Source organism: Bifidobacterium longum subsp. infantis ATCC 15697 = JCM 1222 = DSM 20088, assembly GCF_000269965.1.
Lineage (GTDB): Bacteria > Actinomycetota > Actinomycetes > Actinomycetales > Bifidobacteriaceae > Bifidobacterium > Bifidobacterium infantis.
This window is the reverse complement of the sequence record NC_017219.1, coordinates 1,332,815-1,356,878: the sequence shown is the minus strand read 5'-3', so window position 1 is coordinate 1,356,878 and position 24,064 is coordinate 1,332,815. Positions and strand designations below refer to the sequence as shown.

Genomic DNA, 24,064 nt, shown 5'->3' with positions numbered 1-24,064 from the left:
TGCTGCTTTCCGTTAGTTGTTGAATCGCTTCCAGCGGGCCCATGCTTGGGTGTGGCGCTCGCGCTTGGCGGCCTTGCGACGAATCACGTCCGCATGGGCCTCGGCATAACGATTCTGTGCCACGCTGAGCGGCTGAGTAAACAGAGGCGGCTCGCTGGTGTCGGCAGAAATGCCAGACTCCCCCATCGCGGCCACACGTTCACCGAGTTGGCCACCGATGTCAGACATGTCTTTCAAGGCACGTATTCCATGAAGGGCTGTATAGATCAGTCCGGCAACAATCATGGCCAGCATGAACAGGGCCAGAATCAGCCATATCCACCAAGGCATGAAAGGCTCCTTACTTGTTCTCGCTGATGCTCAGTTCGCGTTCGGCACGTGCCACGATCATGGTGCGCAACGTTTCCGGGGCGACCGCTGTGATATGACGCGCGTGGGCAATGCAGAAGGCCACGAACCAGGAATCGGAGGAAACGGTCAGATGCACCTTTTCACCGGCACCGCATTGTTCGACGGTAGCGCCCGGCAATGTCTTGATGAATGCCAGATCGCGCTGATCGGTGATGAACACCGCGTCGGTACCGTTGTCGAAACTCCACTTGCGCAGTTCGCTCACCGGCATGTTCGGGATGTTGATCTGCTTGGTGGGCTTGACCAATTCCGCCTTTTCGATACGGGCCAATCGCAGCACCTGCCAGATGCGCGGCTTGCCGTTGGCCTTGTCGATGGTCTTGTCTTTGGAGACGTAGGCCTTCTTGTCCTTGGGGGCGGCGGAACCGACATCCGTGTAGACGGCGGCATAATACACGCCTTCGTCGATGAAGATCTTGGCGGGGGCCACCAGCTTGCGACGGGTACTACCGGTACCATCGGAATACTCCATGTCCAACAACGAATCGGTGTTGATCGCACGCTTGACGATGGAGAAGCTTCGGGGCTCCAGCTCATAGCCGGTCAGGCTCAGCCACGGGGTCTGGCCCGGGCTGACATGGCGGTGCAAACGCTCATACAGGGATTCGGCCTGCCCACGCTGCTTGTCCGGCAGTAACGGCGAATGCGCCAAGTAACTGACCGAGGCGGTGAGCATGCTGAGGTATTGCGGCGAAATGCCGGCAAGACGTTCAAGGCCCAACGAATTGGTGGCGGAAACAATACCCTCGGCATCCAGCAGCGGCCAGTCGATATCGAAGAACTGGCTGCCCGCCATCTCGCCGTCATCGGAGACGGTGGTAAGGGTGTTGATGTCCTTGTGGATGATGTTGACGTACTTCTTGAGCTCGTCCTCGTTCTTCGGCTTGCCAATGAACCGTTCGGCCAGCTCGCTCATCGAGAATTCCTCACCCAAGTGAGCGGAGAGGAACAGCATCAGACGCAGGCGACGATCCACCTCGCTGCCCGTTTGGAAAGCGGATCCGTTCTTCTTGTTCTGGGCCTTGATCGACTCGGGATCACCCGGCTCACGAACATCGCGACTAATCGATGGGGAAACCACCGAGGCGCTTACAGGGCTGGCGGATTCGTCGGCCAGAGTGAATCGGCTGGCGGCGTGCAGGCGGCGATGATAGGCGTCCACAGCCTCCTGCGGGCTGACAATCGTGGCACCCGGATGCTCCAGCACAAACATGGCCAAATCGTCGGAATCGGTGTAGGCCACGTTCAGGTGTTCGCCGTCCACATCAACGGTGGCGGCAAAGCGACGCGAATCGATAACCTTGACCAGCGAGTCCGGAATGGGCTGCGTGCCCAAGCCAGGCGCAATCGAATCCAAACCGAGCCCGGGAATAGGGGTCTGCGGCACACGCGGCGTGGTGCGCGACGCCTGTTGGGTGAGCTGGGAATGATCCGGTTCGGAGGAAATCGACATCGAACGAGCCAGATAGTTGGCGGCGGCAAGCACCGGCATATCTTCCGGCTCGAACATCAGACGGATGCGCGGTTCGTCGCCCAACTGCAGACGGTAGGACGCGAAGTCCTGGCCTTCCGACTTGGACGAATACTCAGGCTGCCGTGATTCGATGGCGATGCCCATAGCGGCGAGCTTGGCGCGATCACGCTGGAACTGCTTGGCGAACGCGGCCTTGGCGGCCTGATCTGCCAGCTCTCCATACGAGTCGGCGTAAGCTTTGACGCGCTGCGCAATTTGGCGGGATGTGAGCCATTGCGGGAACGCGGATGACAACACAGCCAGTACGTCCAGCTCGTGCTTGCCCCATTTGTCGGAAAAACGCCGACGTCCGCTTGTGCCCTCTGCCATTAGTCCTCACGTATAGTTATTGTTTCGTTATAAGTGCGTATGAGTTTCCCCACACTCACTCTATCTTAGAGGCTTTTTCCGCAGTTGAGCGCCATTTCACAAAAATAATATCTTTTTTATCGTTCTACCGTGTTGTAAATCACACCCAATCGTCCGGTTCGATGCCTTGCGGGCCAACGTATTCGCCGTTCGGCACATAGCTTGGCTCGCCCTTATCTTCCAGTTTGGCGTCGGCGAACATCATGACGTCACGTCCGAATGTCCAGTCGCCCTGAATGGAAACCGAGTTGGCTGCGGCCAAAGATGGCACGGCGTAGGGGAACCGTTCGTCGAAATCGTGGATGTTCTTGTAGTATCGCGGATCAAGTTCGACGTTCGGGAAGATGTAGTTGCCGTCTTCCATCTCATACGTGTCCGTCAGATGGAAGCGATCGGAACGCATAATGAACAAATCATTGGTGGTTTTCACCGGAAGGAAGCGCATACGATCCACTTGGACGCAGATGGAACCGTTGAACAGACCGATTGCGGCACCCATGGCGGTTTCCAGCTGAATCACCTGTTCGGAGTTCGGGTCCGTGGGATTCACTGTCTTTTTGTTACGAATCACCGGCAACGGCAACACACCATCGCATTCAGCGAGCTTGTCTTTCAAAGCGTCGATACGAATCCAGATCGAGTTGGTGTTGAAGTAAGGATGCTTGGTGATGTCTTGGGCCGCTTCCTTATCGTCCGGATGGACCTGGCTCATTTCACGCAGTATTAGGCGACCAGTGGCCTTGTCGCGCACAATATGGCCGCCCTTGCGATCGGCCTTGGTGCGGATGGCCACTTCAGCCATAAACGGGGCACCTGTGTTTTCGAAGTGCTGGGCCAACGTACGCGAGGGGCGCGCACCGAGATTGTCGGAATTGGAGATGAACAGATACTTGAAGCCGTGCTCCTCCAATACGTCAAGCAGACCAGACTCCCAGATGGTGGAGAACAGGTCGCCGTGGCCGGGCGGGCACCATTCCAGCTCCGGGTTCACAGGGTAGCTCACAGGTTCGCCGGTGGCGGCCACGAGCTTGGGTTCCTGATGCTGGATGATTTCCATCGGCACGTCATGCTGGCTGAACTTTCGATGCTGCTTGAGCGCCTTCATCGTGTCCGCCGAAGTGCGGAAGGAATTCATGAAGGTCAGCGGCAGTTCCACGTTCAGACGGGTCCGGGCGGTGAGCACCTGGCCGAGGATGATGTCGATGAAGCGCATCTGCTTGGCCTTGTGCCTACGCACCGGCAACAGCGACTTGGCCTTGTCCAATCCCATGGAGGTGCCCAGACCGCCATTGAGCTTGAGGAATGCGGTCTTGGCGAAGGCGTCCACGGCCTTGTCGTGGTTGATGGTCTCATAGACGTCGTGGAAGCTGGGCACGTGGCCAAGCGGCTCGATGTCGTCCTCACGAATCCAGCTGGAGGCTTCTTCATGGCGCCATACGTCATACAAATGGCGGAACTGGTTGATGGCGGTTTCGCTCATGCCATGCTCGCGCATCTTGGCGGCCGAAAGCTCGAAAGTCTCATCCACTTCAGGGGTGTTTACGGTTTCTTCGGTGGTGTCCGAGGTGACGGCGTCGGTGTCGTCAGCGGCGGCGATATCCAGTTGGGCCTTATCGTTTATTTCGGTCAATTCGGGTCCCTTTCGTCAAATCAATAGGAACCAGTCTAGCCCCTGTTTGGGGCAAACGCGGCCTATAGGAACTTTTGTGGTGCTTATAACCGTGGCCCGGCCTTGTGGGAGCAGGCGTGTCGGCCTGTCATTTTTGTCGCGTGGAAAATGATGCGCCCCCGGTGGTGGGCTGGATGGCGTGAGAACACCATCCAGCAAAGCGAAGAGATGCCCCGTGTGCGGGCGTGCGATGAAGAAGAACGGGCGGACCGGCAAGGGCGTCCAGCGGTGGAAATGCCCGGCCTGCCGGTTGAGCTCGACGATGCCGCAGCGGCGGCGCAGGCGGGAGCGGACGCTGGAGGAGTTCCTTTCCTGGCTGCTGGGGCCGTCATCCCAAAGGGCGGCGGACTCCGCGGGCGACGCCCGCGCCCTGCGCAAACGAATCGCATGGTGCTGGCGCATCCGCCCGCGCATCGCCCCGCCGGACGCCAGGCGCCACACGGTCATGGCGGACGGCACGTACATGGGCCACGGCTGGTGCCTGATCATCGCCATCGACGGGCAAACCGGCGAGGTGCTGGACTGGCAGTGGTGCGCGCACGAGTCCAAGGCCGCATACCTGGCCCTGTTCTCCCGGCTTCCCGCGCCGGACGTGCTCATCACCGACGGGCTGCGCGGCGCGGAGGCGGCGTGCACGCAGGCGTGGCCGGGAACGAGGATCCAGCGCTGCCTGGTGCACGTGCAGCGCAACACGAGGACGGACCTGACGTCCAGGCCCAGGCTCCAGGCCGGCCGCGAGCTGAAGAGGCTGTCCGACAGGCTCACCTCGGTCGAGACGGCCGGGCAGGCCGTCAGGTGGGGCGAGGCCCTCAACGCATGGCACGAACGGTGGAAGGACTTCATCGCCGAACGCACCTACGCGCGCGACGACCCGTCCAACCCCAAGGCGTCGAGGCACCGGTGGTGGTGGACGCACGAGGAGCTGCGGCGCTGCTACCGGCGGCTGGAGAGGCTGTTCCGCGAGGGCAGGCTGTTCGCCTATCTCGAGCCGGAACTGCTGAAGGGCGGTCCGGTGGCGCGCACCACGAACCGGCTGGAGGGCGGCGTCAACTCGGTCGTCAAGGACGTATTGCGCAACCATCGCGGGCTGCCCGAGGAGCACATGCGCCGCGCGTGCGAATGGGTATGCTACATGAAGACCGCGCACCCACGACCGGAGTCATTCATCCCCGACGCCCTGCGGAAGGGCGAAAAGGCAACGACGCCCGAACCGGACGACAGCGTCGCGCCCGCATACGGGACCGGTATCGACTGGAACGAATTCCACACCACCACGCGATACCCCAACACCACCGACTGACAACGAAAACCAGTCTAAAGCACCACAAAAGTTCCTATAGGCCGCAAACGCATACGACGGGGGTGCGGAGGCGGTGAATTGTCGGTGATAATTCCAATAACACGCCAAGATGAAGTCCATGTTTAATCCATTACGAATGGCTTACAAAGGTAAGTCCGTCGTCATGTTGTCTCATGTTGTTTGAAAATGGAAAAGCCCCGGAAGACAACCACTCAAAAGTGGCGGAATTCCGGGGCTAATCGGTCGGGCCGGCGGGATTTGAACCCGCGACCCCTTGACCCCCAGTCAAGTGCGCTACCAAACTGCGCTACGGCCCGATGGTGCAAAAGCACCGAATAGATAATCTACCAGATATATGAAATCTGGCAAATTACGCGCGTGTCACTTCCGCTTCTTCTTTTCGCGGATGTTCACGGAGATCTGGATTGGCGTGCCTTCGAAGCCGAATTCCTCGCGCAGCGAACGCTCGATGTAGCGGCGGTAGCCGTGCTCGAGGAAGCCGGTGGCGAAGATCACGAAACGCGGCGGGCGCGTGGATGCCTGCGTGGCGAAGAGGATTCGCGGCTGCTTGCCACCACGCAACGGGTGCGGGTGGGCGGCCTGAATTTTGCCGAGGAAGGCGTTGAGCTTGCCTGTAGGAATACGCTGATCCCAGGATTCCAAGGCCTTATCCATGGCTCGCGTCAGACGGTTGGTGTGCCAGCCGGTCTTGGCGGACAGGTTCACACGCTCGGCCCACATCACACGGTCGAATTCGGTGTTCCACAGGCGTTCGAGACGCTGCTTGTCGAACTCGTCCATCGCATCCCACTTGTTGAATACGAGCACGATTGCACGGCCCGCATCCACGGCGGTGGACATGACCTTCAAATCCTGATCGGATACCGGCTGCGATGCATCAAACAGGATCAGCGCCAATTCACAGCGCTCGATGGCGGCCTGCGTGCGCAGAGAGGAATAATATTCCGCGCCTGTGAGCTTGTGCTGGCGTCGCTTGATGCCGGCGGTGTCGATGAACAACCAGTCCTCGCCATCGATGTTGACGATTTCGTCGACGGGGTCGCGCGTAGTGCCGGCCAAATCGTTGACAACGGCACGTTCTTCGCGCGCCAGCTGATTGAGCAGAGACGACTTGCCCACGTTCGGACGGCCCACCAGAGCCACGCGGCGCAGGCCGGAAGGCGTGAGGTAGCCGGAAGTCTTCTCGGCCTGCTTGAGCTTGTCGAGCGCAACGTCCAGCAGGTCGCCCACTCCCCTGCCGTGCATGGCGGAAATCGAGTATGGTTCGCCGAGGCCGAGCTTCCAGAATTCGGCGGCAAGGTATTCGCTGGCCTGGTCGTCGATCTTGTTGACGGCCAGCACGATCGGCTTGCCGGCGGCACGCAGCATCTTGACGATGCGCTCATCGGTGGTGGTCATGCCCACTTGACCATCGACAACGAATACCACAGCATCGGCCAAGGTCACGGCAACCTGTGCCTGTGAGGCGATGGCGGATTCAATGCCTTCCACGTCGGCTTCCCAGCCGCCCGTGTCCACCAGCTTGAAGTCGGTGCCAGCCCATTCCGCGTCATAGCTCACACGGTCTCGCGTAACGCCCGGCGTGTCTTCCACAACGGCGGCACGGCGGCCGAGGATACGGTTGACCAAGGATGATTTGCCCACGTTCGGACGGCCTACAATAGCCAGCACGCCCACCGGCTTGGGGCCGGCCTTGCGCGCACCTTCCGTGAAACCACGGCCGGAAATCAGATCCTCATCGCCCTCGTCCAACTCATAGCCTTCGAGATTGGCGGCATACTGCTCGTATTCCTGGTTCTCGATGGCGTCCTCGACCAGACCGATGAGCAGATCGAGCGTGTGGGCGAAGTCCAGATCGGAATTGTCGATGGTGGTAACGCCATCGGCGGCGGTCAGGAAGCTGGTGACCTTGGAATCGGCCTTGTCGCGCGCGGCCACATCCTCAGCACCCACGCCCTTGACGGCTTGGCCGGTGCGACGGGCCTGACGGACCTCCTCACGGGCGGTCAGCAGCACGCGCACCTCGGCGTCCGGGGACACCACAGTGGTGATATCGCGGCCCTCGGCCACGATGCCCAAACCCCCGGAGAAGGAGTCGGCCGACGCCTCGCGGGCGATGTAGGCGCGCTGGGCGGCGATGAGCACGTTGCGCACCGGGATGACGTTCGACACCTTGGAGACATGGCTGGAGACTTCGGAGGAACGAATGGCCTCGGAGATGTCCTCGTCGTCGGCGAATACGCAGGGGTTGTCCGGGTCCACGGAGATATCGAAATGGTCGCCGGTGAAGAACTCGCCCACCGCTTCGGTGATGACACGCTCATCCACGGTTTCGGCGTCCAGATCGATGCCCTGCTTCAAGCACCACCAAGCGCAGGCACGATACATCGCGCCCGTGTCAAGGTAGGCGTATCCGAAATACTTGGCCAGCGCCTTGGACGTGGACGACTTGCCCACGCCGGCGGGGCCGTCGATGGCAACGCGAATCACAGGCCAACCTCCTTGGACAGCGAACGGACTTCCGTCTGGGACAGCACGCGGTAGGAACCGGGCTTCAGATCACCGAGTTTGATCGGGCCGATCTGAGTGCGCACCAGACGCTTGACCGGGAAACCGATCGAACCGAAGATGCGGCGCACGATGCGGTTCTTGCCGGAGTGCAGCACGACCTTGACCATCGTGTAATCACGGGAGGCGTCGATGATGGCGCAGTGGTCGAGTTTGATCCAACCGTCATCGAGCTGCACGCCGGTGGTCACGAGTCGGCGGCACACGGTACCGGAGATCTTGCCCTCCAGCGTGGCGACGTAGGTCTTTTCGACCTCGTACTTGGGGTGCATGACGTGCTGCGAGAGTTCGCCATCGTTCGTCATGAGGATAAGACCCTCGGAATCGTAGTCGAGACGGCCCATGTGGAAGATGCGCTCGTACTTGTCGCCCACGATGTCACGCAACGTGTAGCGTCCCTTCGGATCGTCCATGGCGGAGAGCACCTTGCGGGGCTTGTTCAGTGCCAGAGTGACGTGGTTCGGATTGACGCGTACGCGTGAACCGTCTACGCGCACCTGCTGCTTATGAGGGTCAACGCGAGTTCCGAGCTCGGTGACCAGTTCACCGTCGACCTCGACACGGCCTTCGGTGATCATGTCCTCGCACTTGCGGCGGGAACCGAATCCCGCTTGGGCAAGCAGCTTCTGGAGTCGAATGGAATTGGAATCGTCTTGCGCTTTCGCAGCGCGGGAATATGCGTTTGGCATCGTTCTCCCAACGTGGCCGGACAGATTCTGTCATCGCAGAGACTGTCGATTTGTATACATACTTTAGAGTTGGCGGACTGGAATCCCAGCCAATTCCAACCCATATATCATACCGCAACGTAGGACTGCTGCTAGACTGGCAACCGTTTGTGCGGGTTCGCCCGTCTTCCAACAGATGAAAAGGAATGAACAATCATGGAAGAAACCAAGCAACAGCCGCTGGCTCTGCGCGTGTGCGCCGAATCGGCCGGCAGCTTCCTGCTGTGCTTTGCGATTTACGCCTTCTCCACATGGGGTTCGGCCGTATATGGCATCAATATCGTGTTCTTCGCGTTGGCTACCGGCTTGGCATATGCCGCAGTCACCGCCATCTTCTCCCGCGTGTCCGGTGGTCAGCTGAATCCGGCCATCACCGTAGCCTCCGTGCTGGTTTCCAAGACGAAAATCCTGGATGGCATCCTCTATGTGATCGCTCAGGTCATCGGTGCCATCGCCGCCGGCTTCGCCGTGGTCAAGCTGCTGCCCACATCCGAGCAGGTAGCTGCCAAAGTGTGGCTGACTCCGGCCGTTAACGGTTTCGAAAACGGCTCCGTGTCTTACTCGCTGCTGACCCAGTATGGCATTACGTTCTCGATTACGTTGGCGATTGTCGTCGAGGTCGTTGCCTCTCTGATTGTCGTTGCCACCGCCATGTCTTCTCTGGGTGATCACGGCGAGTCCTCGGACCGTCATATCATTGCCTTGGGTCTTGCCTATGGTCTGGCCGCCGCCATCAGCTACCCGGTTACCGGTGCCGGTCTCAATCCCGCCCGTTCCACCGGTATCGCACTGGCCGCGATGAATGAGGGCCTTACGCAAAATCCGCTGCAGCAGCTGTGGGTATTCTGGATTAGCCCGGTCTTGGCCGCCTCTGTGGTGGCGTTGGTCATGATCATCGCTCAGATGATGACCACTCCCAAAGTGCCGGCTGCCGCCGATCTTCCACAGACGGATGCCGATGCGAACGCGGACACACTCGACGATGGCGAATTCTTCGATCAGGCCGCCTCGTCTGATGGCGATTCAGCGGAAAAAGATGTTGCCGAAGAGTCCAAAGAAGCTGAAGTAGGTAATCAGCAGGCCGATTCCCAAGGCGATGCCGATGAAGGAGTCGAACGCCACTGAGCGCACTTTCCATGGGCTTTTGTCCTGAAGAATCAGGCGAACAAGCCCGGTGATGATGGCCGTCACGGCAAGTATGACCGTGGCGGCCATCGTATATCCAAAAGCAACCAGCAGTGTGACGACGGCGATGACGCCGAGTACGCACCATTCAAACCATGGCTTGCCCTCATGTGCTTCGGATACATAGGGATGGTTGTGCATGTTGCGATTCCTTCTGTCGAACGGTTACGTGACCACAATAGCAGGCGAATAGCAAAGGTGGGATTCCGCCTGGACCCGTCAACGGGTCCAGGCGGAATCCCACCTTTGTGCGTTTTGGCTGAGCTGCTCTCCTCAGAGAGTCCCGATCAGTGGAAGAAGTGGCGGGTGCCGGTGAGGTACATGGTCACGCCGGCCTTATTGGCCGCTTCGATGACCTCCTCATCGCGGATGGAGCCGCCAGGCTGCACGATTGCCTTGACGCCCGCGTCGATAAGCACCTGGGCACCATCGGCGAACGGGAAGAACGCATCGGATGCCGCGACCGCACCGGTGGCGCGATCGGCACCATCGGCCAGTGTGTTGGCGCGCTCGACGGCCAGATGGCAGGAGTCCACGCGGTTGACTTGGCCCATGCCGATGCCAACCGTGGCCTGGTCGTGGGCCAGCAGGATGGCGTTGGACTTCACGCAGCGGATTGCACGCCATGCGAACACGAGGTCCTTCAGCGTGTCGGCGTCGGCGGCCTCGCCGGCCACGAGCTTCCAGGCGTCCGGATCGTCGCCGACGGCGTTGATCAGATCAGTGTCCTGCACAAGCAGGCCGCCATCGATCTGGCGGATGGCCTCGTGGCCCTTCGGCGGCTCGGCCACCTTGAGGATGCGCAGGTTCTTCTTCTTGGTCTGCAGCAGTTCGAGCGCGGCCGGCTCATAGTCGGGGGCGACGATGACTTCGGTGAAAATCGGGCGCACGCTTTCGGCCATCTCAAGAGTGACCTTGGAGTTGCAGGCGATCACACCGCCGTAGGCGCTCATCGGGTCGCAGGCGTGAGCCTTCTTGTGGGCCTCGGCCACGGTCGCGCCAATGGCCAGACCGCACGGATTGTTGTGCTTGACTACGGCCACGGCAATGGCGGGAGCCATATCCCATACGGTGCGCCAGGCGGCGTCCGCGTCCACGTAGTTGTTGTAGCTCATCGGCTTGCCGCCGAGCTGCTCGGCGTGGGCGAAACCGGTCTGGTTGAGCGGGTCAATGTAGAGGGCGGCCTGCTGGTGGGAGTTCTCGCCGTAGCGCAGGGTGTGGGCGCGGTCCCAGGTGCGGGTGAATCGTGCCGGGAACTTGGCGGAATCGATTTCAGTGTCCTGATCGTCCTTGTCCACTTCGGCGGTGTCCAGTGAAGCCGGCTTCGGCCAGTGCTTGGCGGTCCATTCGTTGATGGTGGCGTCATAGGCGGCGGTGTGGGCGAATGCCTTGGCGGCAAGCCACTTGCGCTCGTCGAGGGAGAAGCCGGTGCCGTCGGCCACACGCTCGGCGACCAAGGCGTAATCGGCCGGATCGGTGACGATGGCCACGGTGGCGTGGTTCTTGGCCGCGCCACGCACCATGGAGGGGCCGCCGATATCGATCTTCTCGATGGTGTCGGCTTCGTTGGCACCGGAGCGAACGGTGTCGGCGAATGGGTACAGGTTGACGACCACCAGATCAAACGGCTTGATGCCGAAGCCGTCAAGCTGCTTGGCGTGTTCGGGGTTGGTCATATCAGCTAGAATGCCGGCGTGAATGTACGGATGCAGCGTCTTGACGCGGCCGTCGAGGCATTCGGGGAATCCGGTGACATCGGACACCTCGGTTACCTTGACGCCCAGCTCGGCGAGCTTCCTGGCGGTCGAACCGGTGGAAACGACTTCGGTGCCGGCCTTCACGAACGCTTCCGCGAGTACTTCGATGCCTTCCTTATGAAAGACCGAGACCAGTGCCCGACGGATCGGTCGGTTCGTGTTTGTCATCCTGTTCCTCCTTGGATTCTTGTGGTTGTGACGCCAGGGACCGCGCCTGACGGACGATGACGGTCTTCGGGGTCGCGGCGGTGGTGCGGGAATCATTGATCCTCCCAACCAACCAGCCTATCGAAAAAACGAGCGCTGTGCCAATCAGCGCGAGTAGCCATGCCGCGGTAAATCCCAATGCGGTCGAATGACCGACGACTCTGGTGGAGGCCATGACGTCGACGCCAATGTGAGCGAGACGATGATCGCCAAGCGATCCATTGGACAGAGCGAACAGCAATGTGGATGCCAGTGAGATCAGCATCGCGCTCAGGCAGAATGACCCAGCGGAGTAGATCAGCGAAACCAGTACTGGGCCGCGGGTGGACGCATTCCGTATATTCAACGGTCTGCAGGCGAATCCTTGCGGCAGGAATACAGCCAGCAGGCCCACGAGCGCAGCGATGGCGAGAGGCGCGTTCAAGGCAACGGTACGCCATAGTTCGCTGCTGACCGGTTCGGGAAGAATACCGAATACCGGTATTGCAGGAAGCTCTTTGGATTGGCCGAGCCATAACGTGAAACTGGCCAAATCACCGATGGCGAATCCGCCGCCGAAGAGCCAGGAAACAGCCCAGAGCATGACGTTGGGTAGCCAGATCAGCATGGCGACGGTGGTGAGAATTCGTGAACCGGTTTCCATCCCGGACAATCCGAACAACGATACGACAGCGGCATGGTTGCGTACCGCCCATACGATGACGGTAATCAATCCAATTGCCAGGTATATGCCCAGTATCGCGACGGCCAAGGCGACGCCGATTTTCAGGCAGTGGCGTATGTCCGCCGGCACCTGCTTGCGAGTCCAGTCCCTGAATGCTCGCATCTTGGCTGATTCCGGTACGGCTGCGCATAGGAAACCGATCGAGAATACGATGGCTGCTTTCAGCAACACAAGCCACTGGTCATCGACAAGACCTAGGTGTACGGATTGCCGGAATACCTCGTTCAACCCGAGCCAAACAACCAATCCGGCAACATACGCATGCGGCCCGTATGCTTTGATTCGCATGGTGAGTGCATTGATCAGCCATATCAGCAGTATAGTCAACATCAATGGCGTGATGGTGAGGGTGAACGAATCGGTTCTAAAGCCCGATCCCTCACTCAGAAGCACAACGGCCTGTGTCAGCGAGGTTGTGCCGACGGTGAGATTGTCGGCGCCCTCTTCCATGGAGACGACCAATAACATCAGCGCTGTATAGCAGCCTAATGCAATGGCATAGATGGCCATGGATGCGAGAGCGACTATGGCTCCCCGCACCCATTGGCGAATCACGGCTTTCATCACGATTGGTCGGAACCGATCAGTCGATGTCGGCCTTGGCGAGTATGTCGCGCATGATTTCGGCGGCCTGGCCCGGGGTCTTGCCCACGGGGATACCCGCCGCTTCGAGTGCGTTCTTCTTGTCCTGGGCGGTGCCCTTGCCACCGGAGACGATGGCGCCGGCGTGGCCCATCTGCTTGCCTTCGGGGGCGGTGAAACCGGCGATGTAGGCGACGACCGGCTTGGTCATGTGCTCCTTGGCCCATGCGGCGGCGTCCTGTTCGGCGAAGCCGCCGATTTCGCCGATCATCATGACAGCCTTGGTGTCGGGGTCGGCTTCGAATGCCTGCAGGGCTTCCAGCAGCGTCGTGCCGACGATCGGATCGCCGCCGGCGCCGAGACATCCGGTGAAGCCGATATCGGACAATTCGCCCATGAGCTGGTAGGTGAGGGTGCCGGATTTGGAGACCAGTCCGAGCGGGCCGCGGCCGACGATGCCGTCGGGGATGATGCCCAGGTTGACGCCTGGGTTACCGAGGGTGATGAGGCCGGGGCAATTCGGTCCGATGATGCGCACGCCCCTGGTGAGCGCGAGTTCGACGAAATACGAGGAATCGGCTACTGGAATGCCTTCGGTGATAACCACGATGAGTTCGATGCCGGCTTCGACTGCTTCGACCACGGCGGACTTGGCGAACTTCGGCGGCACGAACACCACGCTGGCCTTGGCGCCGGTGGCTTCACGGGCGTCGGCGCAGGTGGCGAACACGGGGATATCGGCGTCGGCGCCACCTTGGGCACCGGGGAAGGTGACGTGCATCCCGGCCTTGCGCGGATTCACGCCGCCGACGATATTGGTGCCGGCATTGAGCATGCGCGCCGTATGGGTCATGCCCTGATGGCCGGTCATGCCCTGGACGATGACCGGAGCGCCGTCTTCGATGAACAGCATCAGAGAACCTCCTTGGACTGAATCGCCTCACCGGCGAGCTGCGCGGCCTTGGCCGCCGCGTCTTCCATGGTTTCGGACACATGGATATTCGGTTTGTTCGCGGAGGCGAGGATATGCAGACCCTCGGCCGCCGCGTTGCCGTCGAAGCGCACGACGATGGGTTTGGAACCGCCGAGCTTGGCGACGGCGTCGAGAATGCCGTTGGCGACCTCCACGCAGGAAGTAATGCCGCCGTATATGTTGATGAATACGGATTCGACCTGCGGGTCGGACAGGACGATCTGCAGGCTCTCGGCCATGACCGCGGCGGAGGCGCCGCCGCCGATGTCCAGGAAGTTGGCGGGTTTGACATCGCTGCCCTGCTCCTCGCCGGCGCCGGAGACGGCGTCCAGGGAACTCATGACGAGTCCAGCACCGTTGCCGATCACGCCGACCTCGCCGTGCAGATGCACGTAATGCAGTCCGTGCTCACGGGCGCGCTGCTCGAAGGGGTCGGGGACGACGGAATCCACGAATCGCTCCCAGCCACCATGCCGGAAGGCGGCGTTGTCGTCCAGGGAAATCTTGGCGTCCAAGGCGCTCAGCTGCTTGGTGGACTCGTCGTCCGGGTCGCCGATCTTGGCCAGAGGGTTGATCTCCACGAGTGTGGCGTCGTTGTCTTTGAAGACGCGCCACATCTTCAGCAGAATCTGCGCGGCCTGATCGACGTCGGCATGGTAGAAGCCGATGCTGCGGGCCATCTCGGTGGCCGCGGCCAGATCGAAATCGCCGAGCGCGTCGATGTGCAGGCGTTTGACGGATTCCGGATGCTCCTTGGCGATCTCCTCCACCTCGGTGCCGCCGTTGGCGGTGGCCAGCACATCGAAGTCGCGCGAGGTGCGATCCACGGAGATGGACACATAGTACTCATGCAGGATGTTCTTGGCTTCGGCCACGAGCACGCCGGAGACCTTGTGGCCGTGTATGGTCATCGGAAGAATGGACTCGGATTCGACAATGGCCTCGTCGCGGTTGTGGGCGATCTTGACGCCGCCAGCCTGACCGCGATGGCCGATCTTGACCTGCGCCTTGATCACGCATGGATAGCCGATTGCGTCCGCCGCTTCCGCGACTTCATGGGAGTTCTGGGCGAAGATGGCGCTCGGGGTGGGAATGTCCTGTTCCTCGAGCAGCTGACGCGCCTGATATTCGTAAAGATCCATCGATCCTTCCCTGACTATGTAATTGGTCCGTCATGTAACTGTACACAGTACATGACGGACCTTAAAAACCGAATGTATGTTGGGTGAGACGAACGCTCAGGCCGGCATCGCCATCAGCGAGCTGACGGGCTTGCCGCCAAGCTTGTCGATGCCGTCGAGGCCTTCGAGCCGCATCACGAAACCATAACCCGCCACGGTGCCTCCCACCTTGTCGATAAGATCGGTGGCGGCCTTGGCGGTGCCGCCCGTGGCGATGAGGTCATCGACGATAAGTACCCGCTCCCCCGCCTGCACGGCATCCGTCTCGATTTCGACGCGCGCCGAGCCGTATTCGAGATCATAGGATTCGCCGATGGTCTCGGGCGGCAGCTTGCCGGCCTTGCGTACGGCGATGAACCCCTTGCCCATGCGGGCGGCCAGAGCCGGGCCGAACAGGAATCCGCGCGACTCGAGGCCGGCGATGGAATCGAATTCGCTCGCGGGCACCGGCAGGGCCGCCTCAAGCGCCTCGAGCAGGATTCTCAGGCCCTTGGGATCGGCGAACACCGGAATGAAATCACGGAAGATGATGCCTTCCTTGGGGAACCCGGGTATGGAACGCACCAACGACACCAGATATTCGGCGTCCTGCCGTCCCACCTTGTCCAATGCGTCGATGGTGATGTCCGACTGTGCCATAATATTCACCCTCCTGTACTGATGTGCTGCGACGCCGCCAAATCGTACGGCCTACTTCGTGGCGGTCCCGTCTGCGGCGGCCGGGGAGTCGATGTCCTCGGCCGCATCGTTCTCTCCGGACGTGATGGACGCCTCGATCGGGGTCTGCCCGGACTCGTCGGCGGTCGGGGTCCCGGCATCCTGGTCGGGAAGCGGATCGCCGTTCTCGTCGACCTCGGCATCGGACACGTAGGCCGGGCGGATGTATTCGCGGGCGATGGCGTTGAAACCGAAACGCAGCTTGGATCCCTCGGAGTCGATGACGATCTCCTCGTACTGCTCATCGACCTCGACGACCTTGCCGATCACCTGACCGATGGTGATGACCTCGGTGCCGGGCTGCAGGTTGCGACGGAAGTCCTGTTTCTCCTGCTGCTGCTGCTTGGCCTTCTTGGACTGCCACCACATCATGCCGCCGAAAACGACGATGATCACGATAAGCATAATGGACTGTTCCACGGAAAACTCCTTCAGATGAACGGCATTGACGAAATGTCGCCAAGTGTGCAAACAGGAAAAGTCTAGAAGGGCTTGCTGACATCATCCCTTGGCGTAATCCCCAGGTGTCGCCAGGCCTTCTCAGTGGCCACGCGGCCTTTCGGGGTGCGGATCAGGAAACCCTCACGCACGAGATACGGCTCGCATACGGTTTCCACGGTCTCCGACTCCTCGCCCACCATGGCCGCAAGGTTGTTCAGTCCCACGGGCCCACCATTGAAATTACGCACGATGGCGTCGAGTACGGCGATGTCCAGGCGGTCAAGACCCTCCGAATCGATCTGGTATAAGGCCAAGGCCTCCTTGACGTCATCCGACCGCACCTCGATCAGGTCATGCACGATCGCCCAATCGCGCACACGGCGCAGCAGACGATTGGCGATGCGCGGCGTGCCGCGCGAACGCAACGCGAGTTCCCGAGCCGAGCCGTCGCCAAGATTCACGCCCAGCACATTGGCCGAACGTTCGATGAGCTTCTGCAGCTCGTCGTGCGGGTAGAAGTCAAGATGTGCGGTGAAACCGAAGCGTGCGCGCAACGGACTCGGCAACATGCCCTCGCGCGTGGTGGCGCCGATGACGGTGAACCGCGGCAGGGTCAACGGAATGGAGCTGGCGCCCGGACCCTTGCCGACCATCACGTCGACGCGGAAATCCTCCATCGCGATGTACAGCAACTCCTCGGCGGCGCGCGGCAGGCGGTGGATCTCGTCGATGAACAACACCTCACCGGTATCAAGCGAACTGAGAATCGAGGCGAGATCGCCGGCGTGTTGGACCGCAGGCCCGGAAGTGACGCGAATCGGCACTTCGAGCTCGTTGGCCACGATCATGGCCAACGTGGTCTTGCCCAAACCGGGTGGGCCGGCGAGCAGGATATGATCGGGCGGCACGTCCCGCTTGCGCGCGGCGTCGAGGAACAGCTGCAGCTGGGCTTTGAGCCGGGGCTGGCCGATGAATCCCCCGAGGACATGCGGGCGCAATTCCTCATCGCTGGCCGGCTCGTTGCCGATCGGCTGCGAGGAGACCATGCGTAACGACTCCTCGTTGGCACCGGTGTTGGAGGCGCCGTAATCCGTCGTCTCGTTCATCAGCGCCCCCTATCCATACGGGCCAAGGCGAGCCGCAGCACACGCGGCGCATCGTCGGAGGCCAGCGGCATGGGAACATCGTTCTCTGCGCAGGCTTCGTTGACGGCCCGCTGAGCGTCCTGCTGACGCCAGCCAAGAGAGACCAGCCCCTCCACGACCTGCTCCACGCCGGCGTCGACGGTCGGCTGGTATGGAGCGTTGCCGGCCGACGCGTCATCGGACTGGTTCAGATCGACGGATCCCTTGAGCTCCAGGATGATCTTCTGCGCGCCCTTCCTGCCCAATCCCGGCGCCTTGGCCAGTGCGGCGGCGTCATTGTCGGCGATGGCGCGGGCCAGCTGGCTTGGGGTCATCGTGCCCAGCAGCGACTGCGCCACCTTCGGTCCTATGCCGGAGACCTTGATGAGCTGCAGGAACACTCTCTTGGAGTCCCGGTCGAGGAACCCGTACAGTGTGACAGAATCCTGCGAGAGGTTCAGATACGTGAAGACGCAGGCGTCCTGGCCGGCGTGCAGGCGGCCCAAGTCGGTGGCGGGCATGCGCGTCTCATAGCCCACTCCCCCGACGTCGATCAATGCGGTGTCGGTTTCAACCGATTCCACCCGCCCGGTCAGCATGCCAATCATACAGGTACTCCTTGAACGTTTCGGTATTCAGGATTCGAACATCTGTTCGAAAGTATACTACATACCTCGATCGCTGTTCTTGCGTCGGCGCGTGGAGTTTTGCGCGGCCTCGGCCCACTGGCGTTGCGCGGCGGTCAGATGCTGCTCACGCTCGCCGCCCTGCAGCGCCCCCGCCGGACGCAGGGCATGGCATATGGCCAAGGCCAGCGCGTCGGCGGCGTCGGCGGGCGTCGGCATCTTGGTAAGGTTCAGGACACGCGTCACCATGCGTTCCACCTGCACCTTCTGCGCCTGCCCGTTGCCGGTGATGGCCAGTTTCGCCTCGGTCGGGGTATGAAGCGCCACGGGGATGCCGCGTTGCGCGGCGGCGAGCATGGCAAGGCCGGCCGCCTGCGCGGTACCGAGCACAGTGTTGCGATTCGACTGGGCGAACACACGTTCGATGGACACGGCATCGGGTGCAAAGCGATCCATCTTCTCGGACAGGCCGTTATAGATGGCCAAAAGACGCAGATCCTGGGTGATGTCCGGCGAGGACCGCACCACGTCCACGTGAATAAACGAAAGCCGGCGGTGCTCGCCGGCTTCGATCACGCCGACCCCGCAGCGCGTGAGCCCGGGGTCGACGCCGAGGATGATCACGAGGATTACTCCTCGTCGAGCTGGGCCATCACCTCGTCGGAGGCGGTCCAGTTGGAGTAGATGTTCTGCACATCGTCGAGATCATCGAGGTTGTCGATGAGCTTGGACACCTTGCGGGCGTCTTCGAGGCTCAGCTCGACCTCGTTCTTCGGCTGCATGACCTGGTCGGCGGAATCGTAGTCGAAACCGGCGTCCTGCAGAGCCTTGCGCACGGTGAACAGATCGGACGGGCCGGTGATGACGGTGTAGACCTCATCGTCATCGGTGACATCCTCGGCGCCAGCCTCGGCTGCGGTCTCGAACAGCTTGTCGAAGTCCACGCCTTCGGACGGAACCACGATCTGGCCCTTGCGCTCAAAGTTGAAGGACACGGAGCCGGAGGTGGCCAGGGAGCCGTTGCCCTTGGTCAGGGTGGAACGCACTTCGGCGGCCGCACGGTTGCGGTTGTCGGTCAGGCACTCGATGATGAGGCCCACGCCAGCGGGAGCGTAGCCCTCGTAGACGATGTCCTCGTAGTTGGCGGCACCGTCTTCGTCACCGGCACCACGCTTGACGGCACGGGCGATGTTGTCGGCCGGCATGGAAGCCTTCTTGGCCTTGTAGATGGCGTCGTACAGGGACGGGTTGCCGTCTGGGTCGCCACCGCCGAGGCGGGCGGCGATTTCGATGTTCTTGATGAGCTTGGCGAAGAGCTTGCCGCGCTTGGCGTCGATGGCGGCCTTCTTGTGCTTGGTGGTCGCCCACTTGGAATGACCTGACATAATGCTCCTAGCAGTAATAAACGGATGATGTCAAACGAAACGATTGTAGGCCGTTAATCAGACATACCCGTGATGTTTTCGATTGTCTTTTTGAATCATGCGCTGGTTCGACCAGATGCATGAGGGTATCGTGCCGGTATCAGACGAGCGGCAGATGGTAGTCGGAAGCCAGCTGTGCAAACGCTTTGGCATACGCATCCCGCTGATCGGACAGCAGAATCGGCATGGTGCGCGTTTGGGCGACGATGGGCATGAAGTTCGCGTCACCGTTCCAGCGCGGCACCACATGCTGATGCAGATGGGCCGCGACCCCCGCGCCCGCTACCTCGCCCTGATTGATGCCGATATTGTATCCGTCCGGATGGGAGACGGTCTCCATCACCTTCATGGCGAGGGTGGTGGCCTTCTCGAACTCGAACAATTCGGCGTCGTCAAGTTCGGTGATGAATCCGACGTGACGGTACGGGCAAATCATGAGATGCCCGACGTTATACGGGTAGAGGTTCATGATGGCGAACACGTGCGTGCCGCGCCAGGCGATGAGGCCGTCTTCGTCGGACTTCTTCGGTCCGGCGCAGAACGGACATTCCTTCGACTTGGGTTTGGTCGGACGATCCTCGCTGTTGCGCAGCACATAGGTCATGCGCTGCGGGGTCCACAGTCGTTCGACCGTGTCTTCCTGAGGCGGGAAGTCCGCCGGATCATCGACACGCACGTCAGCCATCATGTATTCCTTTACTCAGCTACAGCGGCGTTGAAGTCGTCGGCGGAGTTCACCTGGACGCGCTTGGCGATCACGGCGAGGATCTGCTCGCGAGCCTTGTCCACCGGTACGCCGTTGAGCTGGCTGCCGTCGCGGAAGCGGAAGCTCACCGCGTTGTTGTTCATGTCTTCCTCACCGACGATGAGGATGAACGGCACCTTGGACTTGGAGGCGTTGCGAATCTTCTTGCCGAAGCGGTCATCGGAGTAGTCGATCTCGCAACGGACCATCTCATCCTCGAGGGACTTGACGAAACCGGCCAGATGCGGGGCGAACTCGTCGGCAACCGGCACGCCGAGCACCTGCACGGGGGCCAGCCACGCCGGGAAGGCGCCAGCGTAGTGCTCGAGCAGCACGGCGAAGAAGCGTTCGATGGAGCCGAACAGGGCGCGGTGAATCATCACCGGACGCTGATGGGTGCCGTCCTTCGCGATGTACTCAAGCTGGAAACGCTCGGGCAGGTTGAAGTCGAGCTGGATGGTCGAGACCTGCCAAGTACGGCCGATGGCGTCACGGGCCTGCACGGAGATCTTCGGGCCGTAGAAGGCGGCCCCGCCCGGATCGGCCACGAGGTCGAGGTGGGATGCCTCGGCGACCTCACGCAGGGTACGGGTGGCCTCCTCCCAGATCTCGTCGGAGCCGACGTACTTGTCCGGATCCTTGGTGGAGAGCTCCAAGTAGAAGTCGGACAGACCGAAGTCCTTGAGCAGATTCAGCACGAAGGTCAGCAGGCTGGTCAGCTCGTCCTTCATCTGCTCGCGGGTGCAGTAGATGTGGGAATCGTCCTGAGTCAAGCCACGCACACGGGTCAGGCCATGGACCTCGCCGGACTTCTCGTAGCGGTACACGGTACCGAACTCGAAGAGGCGCAGCGGCAGCTCACGGTAGGAGCGCTGGCGCGACTTGAAGATCAGGTTGTGCATCGGGCAGTTCATCGGCTTGAGGTAGTAGTCGAAGCCGGGCTTGGTCACGTTGCCGTCCGCGTCGTACTCCTCGTCGAGGTGCATGGCCGGGTACATGCCATCCTTGTACCAGTGCAGGTGACCGGAGGTCTCGTACAGGCCGCCCTTGGTGATGTGCGGGGTCTGCACGAAGCTGTAGTGGTGCTTGCGGTGCATCTCGCGCGAGTAGTCCTCCATCGCGTTGATCACGGCGGCACCCTTCGGGTGGAACACGGCCAGGCCGGGGCCGATCTCGTCCGGGAAGGAGAACAGATCCATCTCGGCACCGAGCTTGCGGTGGTCGCGCTTGGCGGCCTCCTCCAGACGGGTCTGGTATGCCTTGAGATCGTCCTTGGTGGCCCATGCGGTGCCGTAGATGCGCTGCATGGTCGGGTTCTTCTCGCTGCCACGCCAGTAGGCAGCGGCTGAACGCTCAATCTTGAAAGCCTTGATGTAGCGGGTGTTCGGTAGGTGCGGGCCGCGGCACAGGTCCTTCCAGACCACATTGCCGTCACGGTCGACGTTGTCGTAGAAGCTGAGTTCCTTCTCGGAAATCTCGGTGGCGGCGGCCGGGTCGAGGTGTGCTTCCTTGTCTTCGATCAGCTCGATCTTGAAGGGCTGGTCGGCCTCTTCCTTCAGGGCCTCTTCCTCGGTCACGGACCGGCGGCGGAAGGACTGGGAGGACTTGATGATGCGCTGTATGCGCTTCTCGATGTCCTTGAGGTCTTCCGGGGTGAAGGGCTTGTCAACCTGGAAATCGTAGTAGAAGCCGTCCTTGATCACCGGGCCGACGCCGAGCTTGGCGTTCGGATAGACCTCCTGCACGGCCTGGGCCATGACGTGGGTGGCTGAGTGACGCATGATCGCGAGGCCGTCTTCGGAATCGAGCGTGATGGGCTCTACGGTGTCGCCGTCGGCAAGCGGCGTGTACAGGTCACGGTTTTCGCCGTTGATCTTGACCGCGATGATGTTCTTGTCTTCCGCGAACAGTTCTACGCCGGTGGTGGTTGCTTCCACCTCCTTCGCTTCGCCGTTGACGGTTATGGAGATGGTAGCTTGCGCCATGATCTGTCCTTTGCTATCGGGGCCCGCGGTACTAATGTGCAGGCCTGGACTGGTTAATCAACGTAGGACACGATAGGTTGGGCGTACGACAAATACCACCAGCATCTGAACCAATACGAAAAAACCTCGCCGAAGCGAGGTTTCGTTGTGGAGCGGACAACGGGACTCGAACCCGCGGTCTCAACCTTGGCAAGGTTGCGCTTTACCAACTAAGCTATGTCCGCAAAGGAATCCGCCGTGAGAAGCGGAATCCAGTGGGCGATGTAGGAATCGAACCTACGACCCCTTCGGTGTGAACGAAGTGCGCTAGCCGCTGCGCCAATCGCCCGAATACTCGGTTCTTCAGTTATATCCAGTCGAATTGCTTCGACTTTCGTGGGCGATACAAGATTCGAACTTGTGACCCCTTCCGTGTCAGGGAAGTGCGCTACCACTGCGCCAACCGCCCGGGTCATACTTCATCCCATTGAATTGCTTCGCTGGTCTGAGAGGTGGGTACGAGAGTCGAACTCGTCTATACGGCTTTGCAGGCCGCTGCCTAACCGCTTGGCTAACCCACCGTAAGGTCTGTCAACTCACGGACCTAGAGCGGACAACGGGACTCGAACCCGCGGTCTCAACCTTGGCAAGGTTGCGCTTTACCAACTAAGCTATGTCCGCGTGTGTTTCCTTGGCGAGGTCTCCCCGCCGAAGCACGAGTGTTTACTATACACACATGCGTGTAGTTCGTCCAGCTGCGGCGTGTCGCCTGTAATTGCATACTCTCGCTTATGGCTAAAGCGTGCGCTTCAGGCAATGAACTCCAGTTACTCTAGAGGTATGAGTGAAGCAGCGAAGGACACCGGCGCAGTATTGATCGCCGCATTCGAGGGATGGAATGATGCCTGTCAGGCGGCGACGAACGTGGTGCGCCATCTGGTCAAGCGATATGAGTCCCGCGAGATTCGTCATATCCGTTGTGATGATTTCTATGACTACCAGGTTGCCCGTCCTATGCTGTGCCATGTTTCGGGACGCACCAATCTTATCTGGCCGCAGACCACGTTCTACGACATCATGTTGGACGCAGGAAAGCATATCTATGCGCAGATCGCCCCTGAACCGAACTATCGGTGGAAGGAATACTGTAGCCAGAGTCTGGCCATCGCCGATGAGCTGGATGTCAATCGAATCATTACGTTAGGTTCGATGTTCTCCGATTGCCCGCATACTCGGCCGTTGCCCATCGCCGTCAGCGACGGAGACTGTCAGTGCGAAGGAGACCGGTCGTATAACGGCCCGGTGGGCATTCCTACTGTTCTGGATGTGGCCGCCGCGCAGCAAGGCTTTGCTCATTCCTCAATGTGGGTGTCCATCCCCCAATATTTGGGCAGCGACGAATGTTCTGCCGGCACTATGCGATTGCTGGATGCGTTGGGCAAGCATATCGGCTTCACCTTCGATACGGCAGATCTGAAGCAGAAAGCCGAACAGTGGAAGGCTCAGGCATCGATACTGGTTCGTTGTAATGACCAGCTTCATGATTATGTGGAGCATTTGGAGCACGACTACGACTTGCAGCAGAAAGCCGAGGCGGAGGCTTCTTTGGGAGCGCCCCAGGCCGAACAACTGGTCAAAGAAGCGGAAGCATTTCTGCGCCAGATGGGTAATTAGCCCATATATGGTGATGCTCCCGCTGGATGAACAGCCCACAGGGCTGTTCATCCAGCGGGAGCATGTGCACGTCGCACAAAATGTCGGGAGCTGGCTCGCGTAGCGAGACTGAGGGTGGTTCTGCTGGCATATTCCAGTGACCATCATCAGTCAGCTTCGCT

At 60.6% G+C, this 24,064-nt stretch carries 21 protein-coding genes and 6 tRNA genes; 3 read left to right on the top strand and 24 right to left on the bottom strand.

Features of this window, described 5'->3' with window-relative positions; genetic code table 11:
- Positions 1-12 precede the first annotated feature (12 nt).
- From BLIJ_RS05950 to BLIJ_RS05940, 3 genes are all read right to left on the bottom strand, one after another.
- Positions 13-330, bottom strand: a complete 318-nt coding sequence (locus BLIJ_RS05950) for a hypothetical protein (protein ID WP_012577517.1) — start codon at positions 328-330, stop codon at positions 13-15.
- Between the two features lie 10 nt (positions 331-340).
- The gene (locus BLIJ_RS05945; RefSeq protein WP_007054276.1) at positions 341-2,254 is read right to left on the bottom strand and encodes a helix-turn-helix transcriptional regulator; all 1,914 of its coding nucleotides are present in this window, start codon (positions 2,252-2,254) and stop codon (positions 341-343) included.
- A gap of 139 nt (positions 2,255-2,393) precedes the next feature.
- Complete coding sequence (locus tag BLIJ_RS05940) at positions 2,394-3,923, bottom strand: UTP--glucose-1-phosphate uridylyltransferase (RefSeq protein ID WP_012577516.1); 1,530 nt, start codon at positions 3,921-3,923, stop codon at positions 2,394-2,396.
- 178 nt (positions 3,924-4,101) lie between these two features.
- Between BLIJ_RS05940 and BLIJ_RS05935 the strand changes: the two genes are divergently transcribed.
- Positions 4,102-5,262, top strand: coding sequence for an IS256-like element ISBlo16 family transposase (locus BLIJ_RS05935; protein ID WP_077323734.1), 1,161 nt, complete (start codon positions 4,102-4,104; stop codon positions 5,260-5,262).
- Between the two features lie 243 nt (positions 5,263-5,505).
- Here BLIJ_RS05935 and BLIJ_RS05930 read toward each other — a convergent pair.
- From BLIJ_RS05930 to BLIJ_RS05920, 3 genes are all read right to left on the bottom strand, one after another.
- Positions 5,506-5,579: transfer RNA gene (locus BLIJ_RS05930), tRNA-Pro, on the bottom strand.
- Between the two features lie 64 nt (positions 5,580-5,643).
- Positions 5,644-7,773 carry a bifunctional cytidylate kinase/GTPase Der gene (der, locus tag BLIJ_RS05925; RefSeq protein WP_012577514.1) on the bottom strand — a complete coding sequence of 710 codons (2,130 nt, stop codon included), beginning with the start codon at positions 7,771-7,773 and terminating at the stop codon, positions 5,644-5,646.
- Entirely contained in the window at positions 7,770-8,540 is a 771-nt protein-coding gene (locus BLIJ_RS05920) for a pseudouridine synthase (protein ID WP_012577513.1), read from the bottom strand. Before BLIJ_RS05920 ends, der begins: the two co-directional genes overlap by 4 nt.
- A gap of 195 nt (positions 8,541-8,735) precedes the next feature.
- Between BLIJ_RS05920 and BLIJ_RS05915 the strand changes: the two genes are divergently transcribed.
- Positions 8,736-9,704: an MIP/aquaporin family protein gene (locus BLIJ_RS05915; protein WP_012577512.1), complete on the top strand. Its 969-nt coding sequence runs from the start codon at positions 8,736-8,738 to the stop codon at positions 9,702-9,704.
- On the opposite strand, the gene BLIJ_RS13595 is transcribed toward BLIJ_RS05915, so the two are convergent.
- From BLIJ_RS13595 to BLIJ_RS05830, 18 genes are all read right to left on the bottom strand, one after another.
- A complete protein-coding gene (locus tag BLIJ_RS13595) occupies positions 9,603-9,905 on the bottom strand; it encodes a DUF3017 domain-containing protein (RefSeq protein WP_077323737.1) in 303 nt (100 codons plus the stop codon). The genes BLIJ_RS05915 and BLIJ_RS13595 overlap by 102 nt on opposite strands.
- Before the next feature lie 146 nt (positions 9,906-10,051).
- Complete coding sequence (purH, locus tag BLIJ_RS05910) at positions 10,052-11,689, bottom strand: bifunctional phosphoribosylaminoimidazolecarboxamide formyltransferase/IMP cyclohydrolase (RefSeq protein WP_041981873.1); 1,638 nt, start codon at positions 11,687-11,689, stop codon at positions 10,052-10,054.
- Positions 11,637-12,920, bottom strand: a complete 1,284-nt coding sequence (locus tag BLIJ_RS05905) for a cell division protein PerM (RefSeq protein WP_434799782.1) — start codon at positions 12,918-12,920, stop codon at positions 11,637-11,639. The genes purH and BLIJ_RS05905 overlap by 53 nt, the downstream gene beginning before the upstream one ends.
- A gap of 115 nt (positions 12,921-13,035) precedes the next feature.
- On the bottom strand, positions 13,036-13,947 hold the full coding sequence (sucD, locus tag BLIJ_RS05900; RefSeq protein ID WP_012577509.1) for a succinate--CoA ligase subunit alpha: 912 nt from the start codon (positions 13,945-13,947) through the stop codon (positions 13,036-13,038).
- On the bottom strand, positions 13,947-15,149 hold the full coding sequence (sucC, locus tag BLIJ_RS05895; RefSeq protein ID WP_012577508.1) for an ADP-forming succinate--CoA ligase subunit beta: 1,203 nt from the start codon (positions 15,147-15,149) through the stop codon (positions 13,947-13,949). The genes sucD and sucC overlap by 1 nt, the downstream gene beginning before the upstream one ends.
- 96 nt (positions 15,150-15,245) lie before the next feature.
- The gene (locus BLIJ_RS05890) at positions 15,246-15,827 is read right to left on the bottom strand and encodes an adenine phosphoribosyltransferase (protein WP_012577507.1); all 582 of its coding nucleotides are present in this window, start codon (positions 15,825-15,827) and stop codon (positions 15,246-15,248) included.
- A 51-nt stretch (positions 15,828-15,878) separates the two neighbouring features.
- The gene (locus tag BLIJ_RS05885; RefSeq protein WP_041981886.1) at positions 15,879-16,310 is read right to left on the bottom strand and encodes a preprotein translocase subunit YajC; all 432 of its coding nucleotides are present in this window, start codon (positions 16,308-16,310) and stop codon (positions 15,879-15,881) included.
- A 77-nt stretch (positions 16,311-16,387) separates the two neighbouring features.
- Entirely contained in the window at positions 16,388-17,452 is a 1,065-nt protein-coding gene (gene ruvB / locus BLIJ_RS05880; protein WP_012577505.1) for a Holliday junction branch migration DNA helicase RuvB, read from the bottom strand.
- Entirely contained in the window at positions 17,452-18,078 is a 627-nt protein-coding gene (gene ruvA, locus BLIJ_RS05875; protein WP_012577504.1) for a Holliday junction branch migration protein RuvA, read from the bottom strand. The genes ruvB and ruvA overlap by 1 nt, the downstream gene beginning before the upstream one ends.
- A gap of 57 nt (positions 18,079-18,135) precedes the next feature.
- Positions 18,136-18,720: a crossover junction endodeoxyribonuclease RuvC gene (gene ruvC / locus BLIJ_RS05870; protein ID WP_012577503.1), complete on the bottom strand. Its 585-nt coding sequence runs from the start codon at positions 18,718-18,720 to the stop codon at positions 18,136-18,138.
- Positions 18,721-18,725: 5 nt separating this feature from the next.
- Entirely contained in the window at positions 18,726-19,481 is a 756-nt protein-coding gene (locus tag BLIJ_RS05865) for a YebC/PmpR family DNA-binding transcriptional regulator (RefSeq protein WP_003829358.1), read from the bottom strand.
- A 139-nt stretch (positions 19,482-19,620) separates the two neighbouring features.
- Positions 19,621-20,205 (bottom strand): HIT family protein, encoded by a 585-nt coding sequence (locus tag BLIJ_RS05860; protein WP_014483743.1) that lies wholly within the window; start codon positions 20,203-20,205, stop codon positions 19,621-19,623.
- A gap of 11 nt (positions 20,206-20,216) precedes the next feature.
- A complete protein-coding gene (gene thrS / locus BLIJ_RS05855) occupies positions 20,217-22,250 on the bottom strand; it encodes a threonine--tRNA ligase (protein WP_012577501.1) in 2,034 nt (677 codons plus the stop codon).
- A 148-nt stretch (positions 22,251-22,398) separates the two neighbouring features.
- Positions 22,399-22,474, bottom strand: a tRNA-Gly gene (locus tag BLIJ_RS05850).
- 31 nt (positions 22,475-22,505) lie between these two features.
- Positions 22,506-22,578, bottom strand: a tRNA-Val gene (locus BLIJ_RS05845).
- 48 nt (positions 22,579-22,626) lie between these two features.
- Positions 22,627-22,698: transfer RNA gene (locus BLIJ_RS05840), tRNA-Val, on the bottom strand.
- 41 nt (positions 22,699-22,739) lie between these two features.
- Positions 22,740-22,810: transfer RNA gene (locus BLIJ_RS05835), tRNA-Cys, on the bottom strand.
- 27 nt (positions 22,811-22,837) lie between these two features.
- A tRNA-Gly gene (locus BLIJ_RS05830) sits at positions 22,838-22,910 on the bottom strand.
- Between the two features lie 135 nt (positions 22,911-23,045).
- Between BLIJ_RS05830 and BLIJ_RS05825 the strand changes: the two genes are divergently transcribed.
- On the top strand, positions 23,046-23,903 hold the full coding sequence (locus BLIJ_RS05825; protein WP_012577500.1) for a PAC2 family protein: 858 nt from the start codon (positions 23,046-23,048) through the stop codon (positions 23,901-23,903).
- The last annotated feature ends 161 nt before the right edge of the window (positions 23,904-24,064 follow it).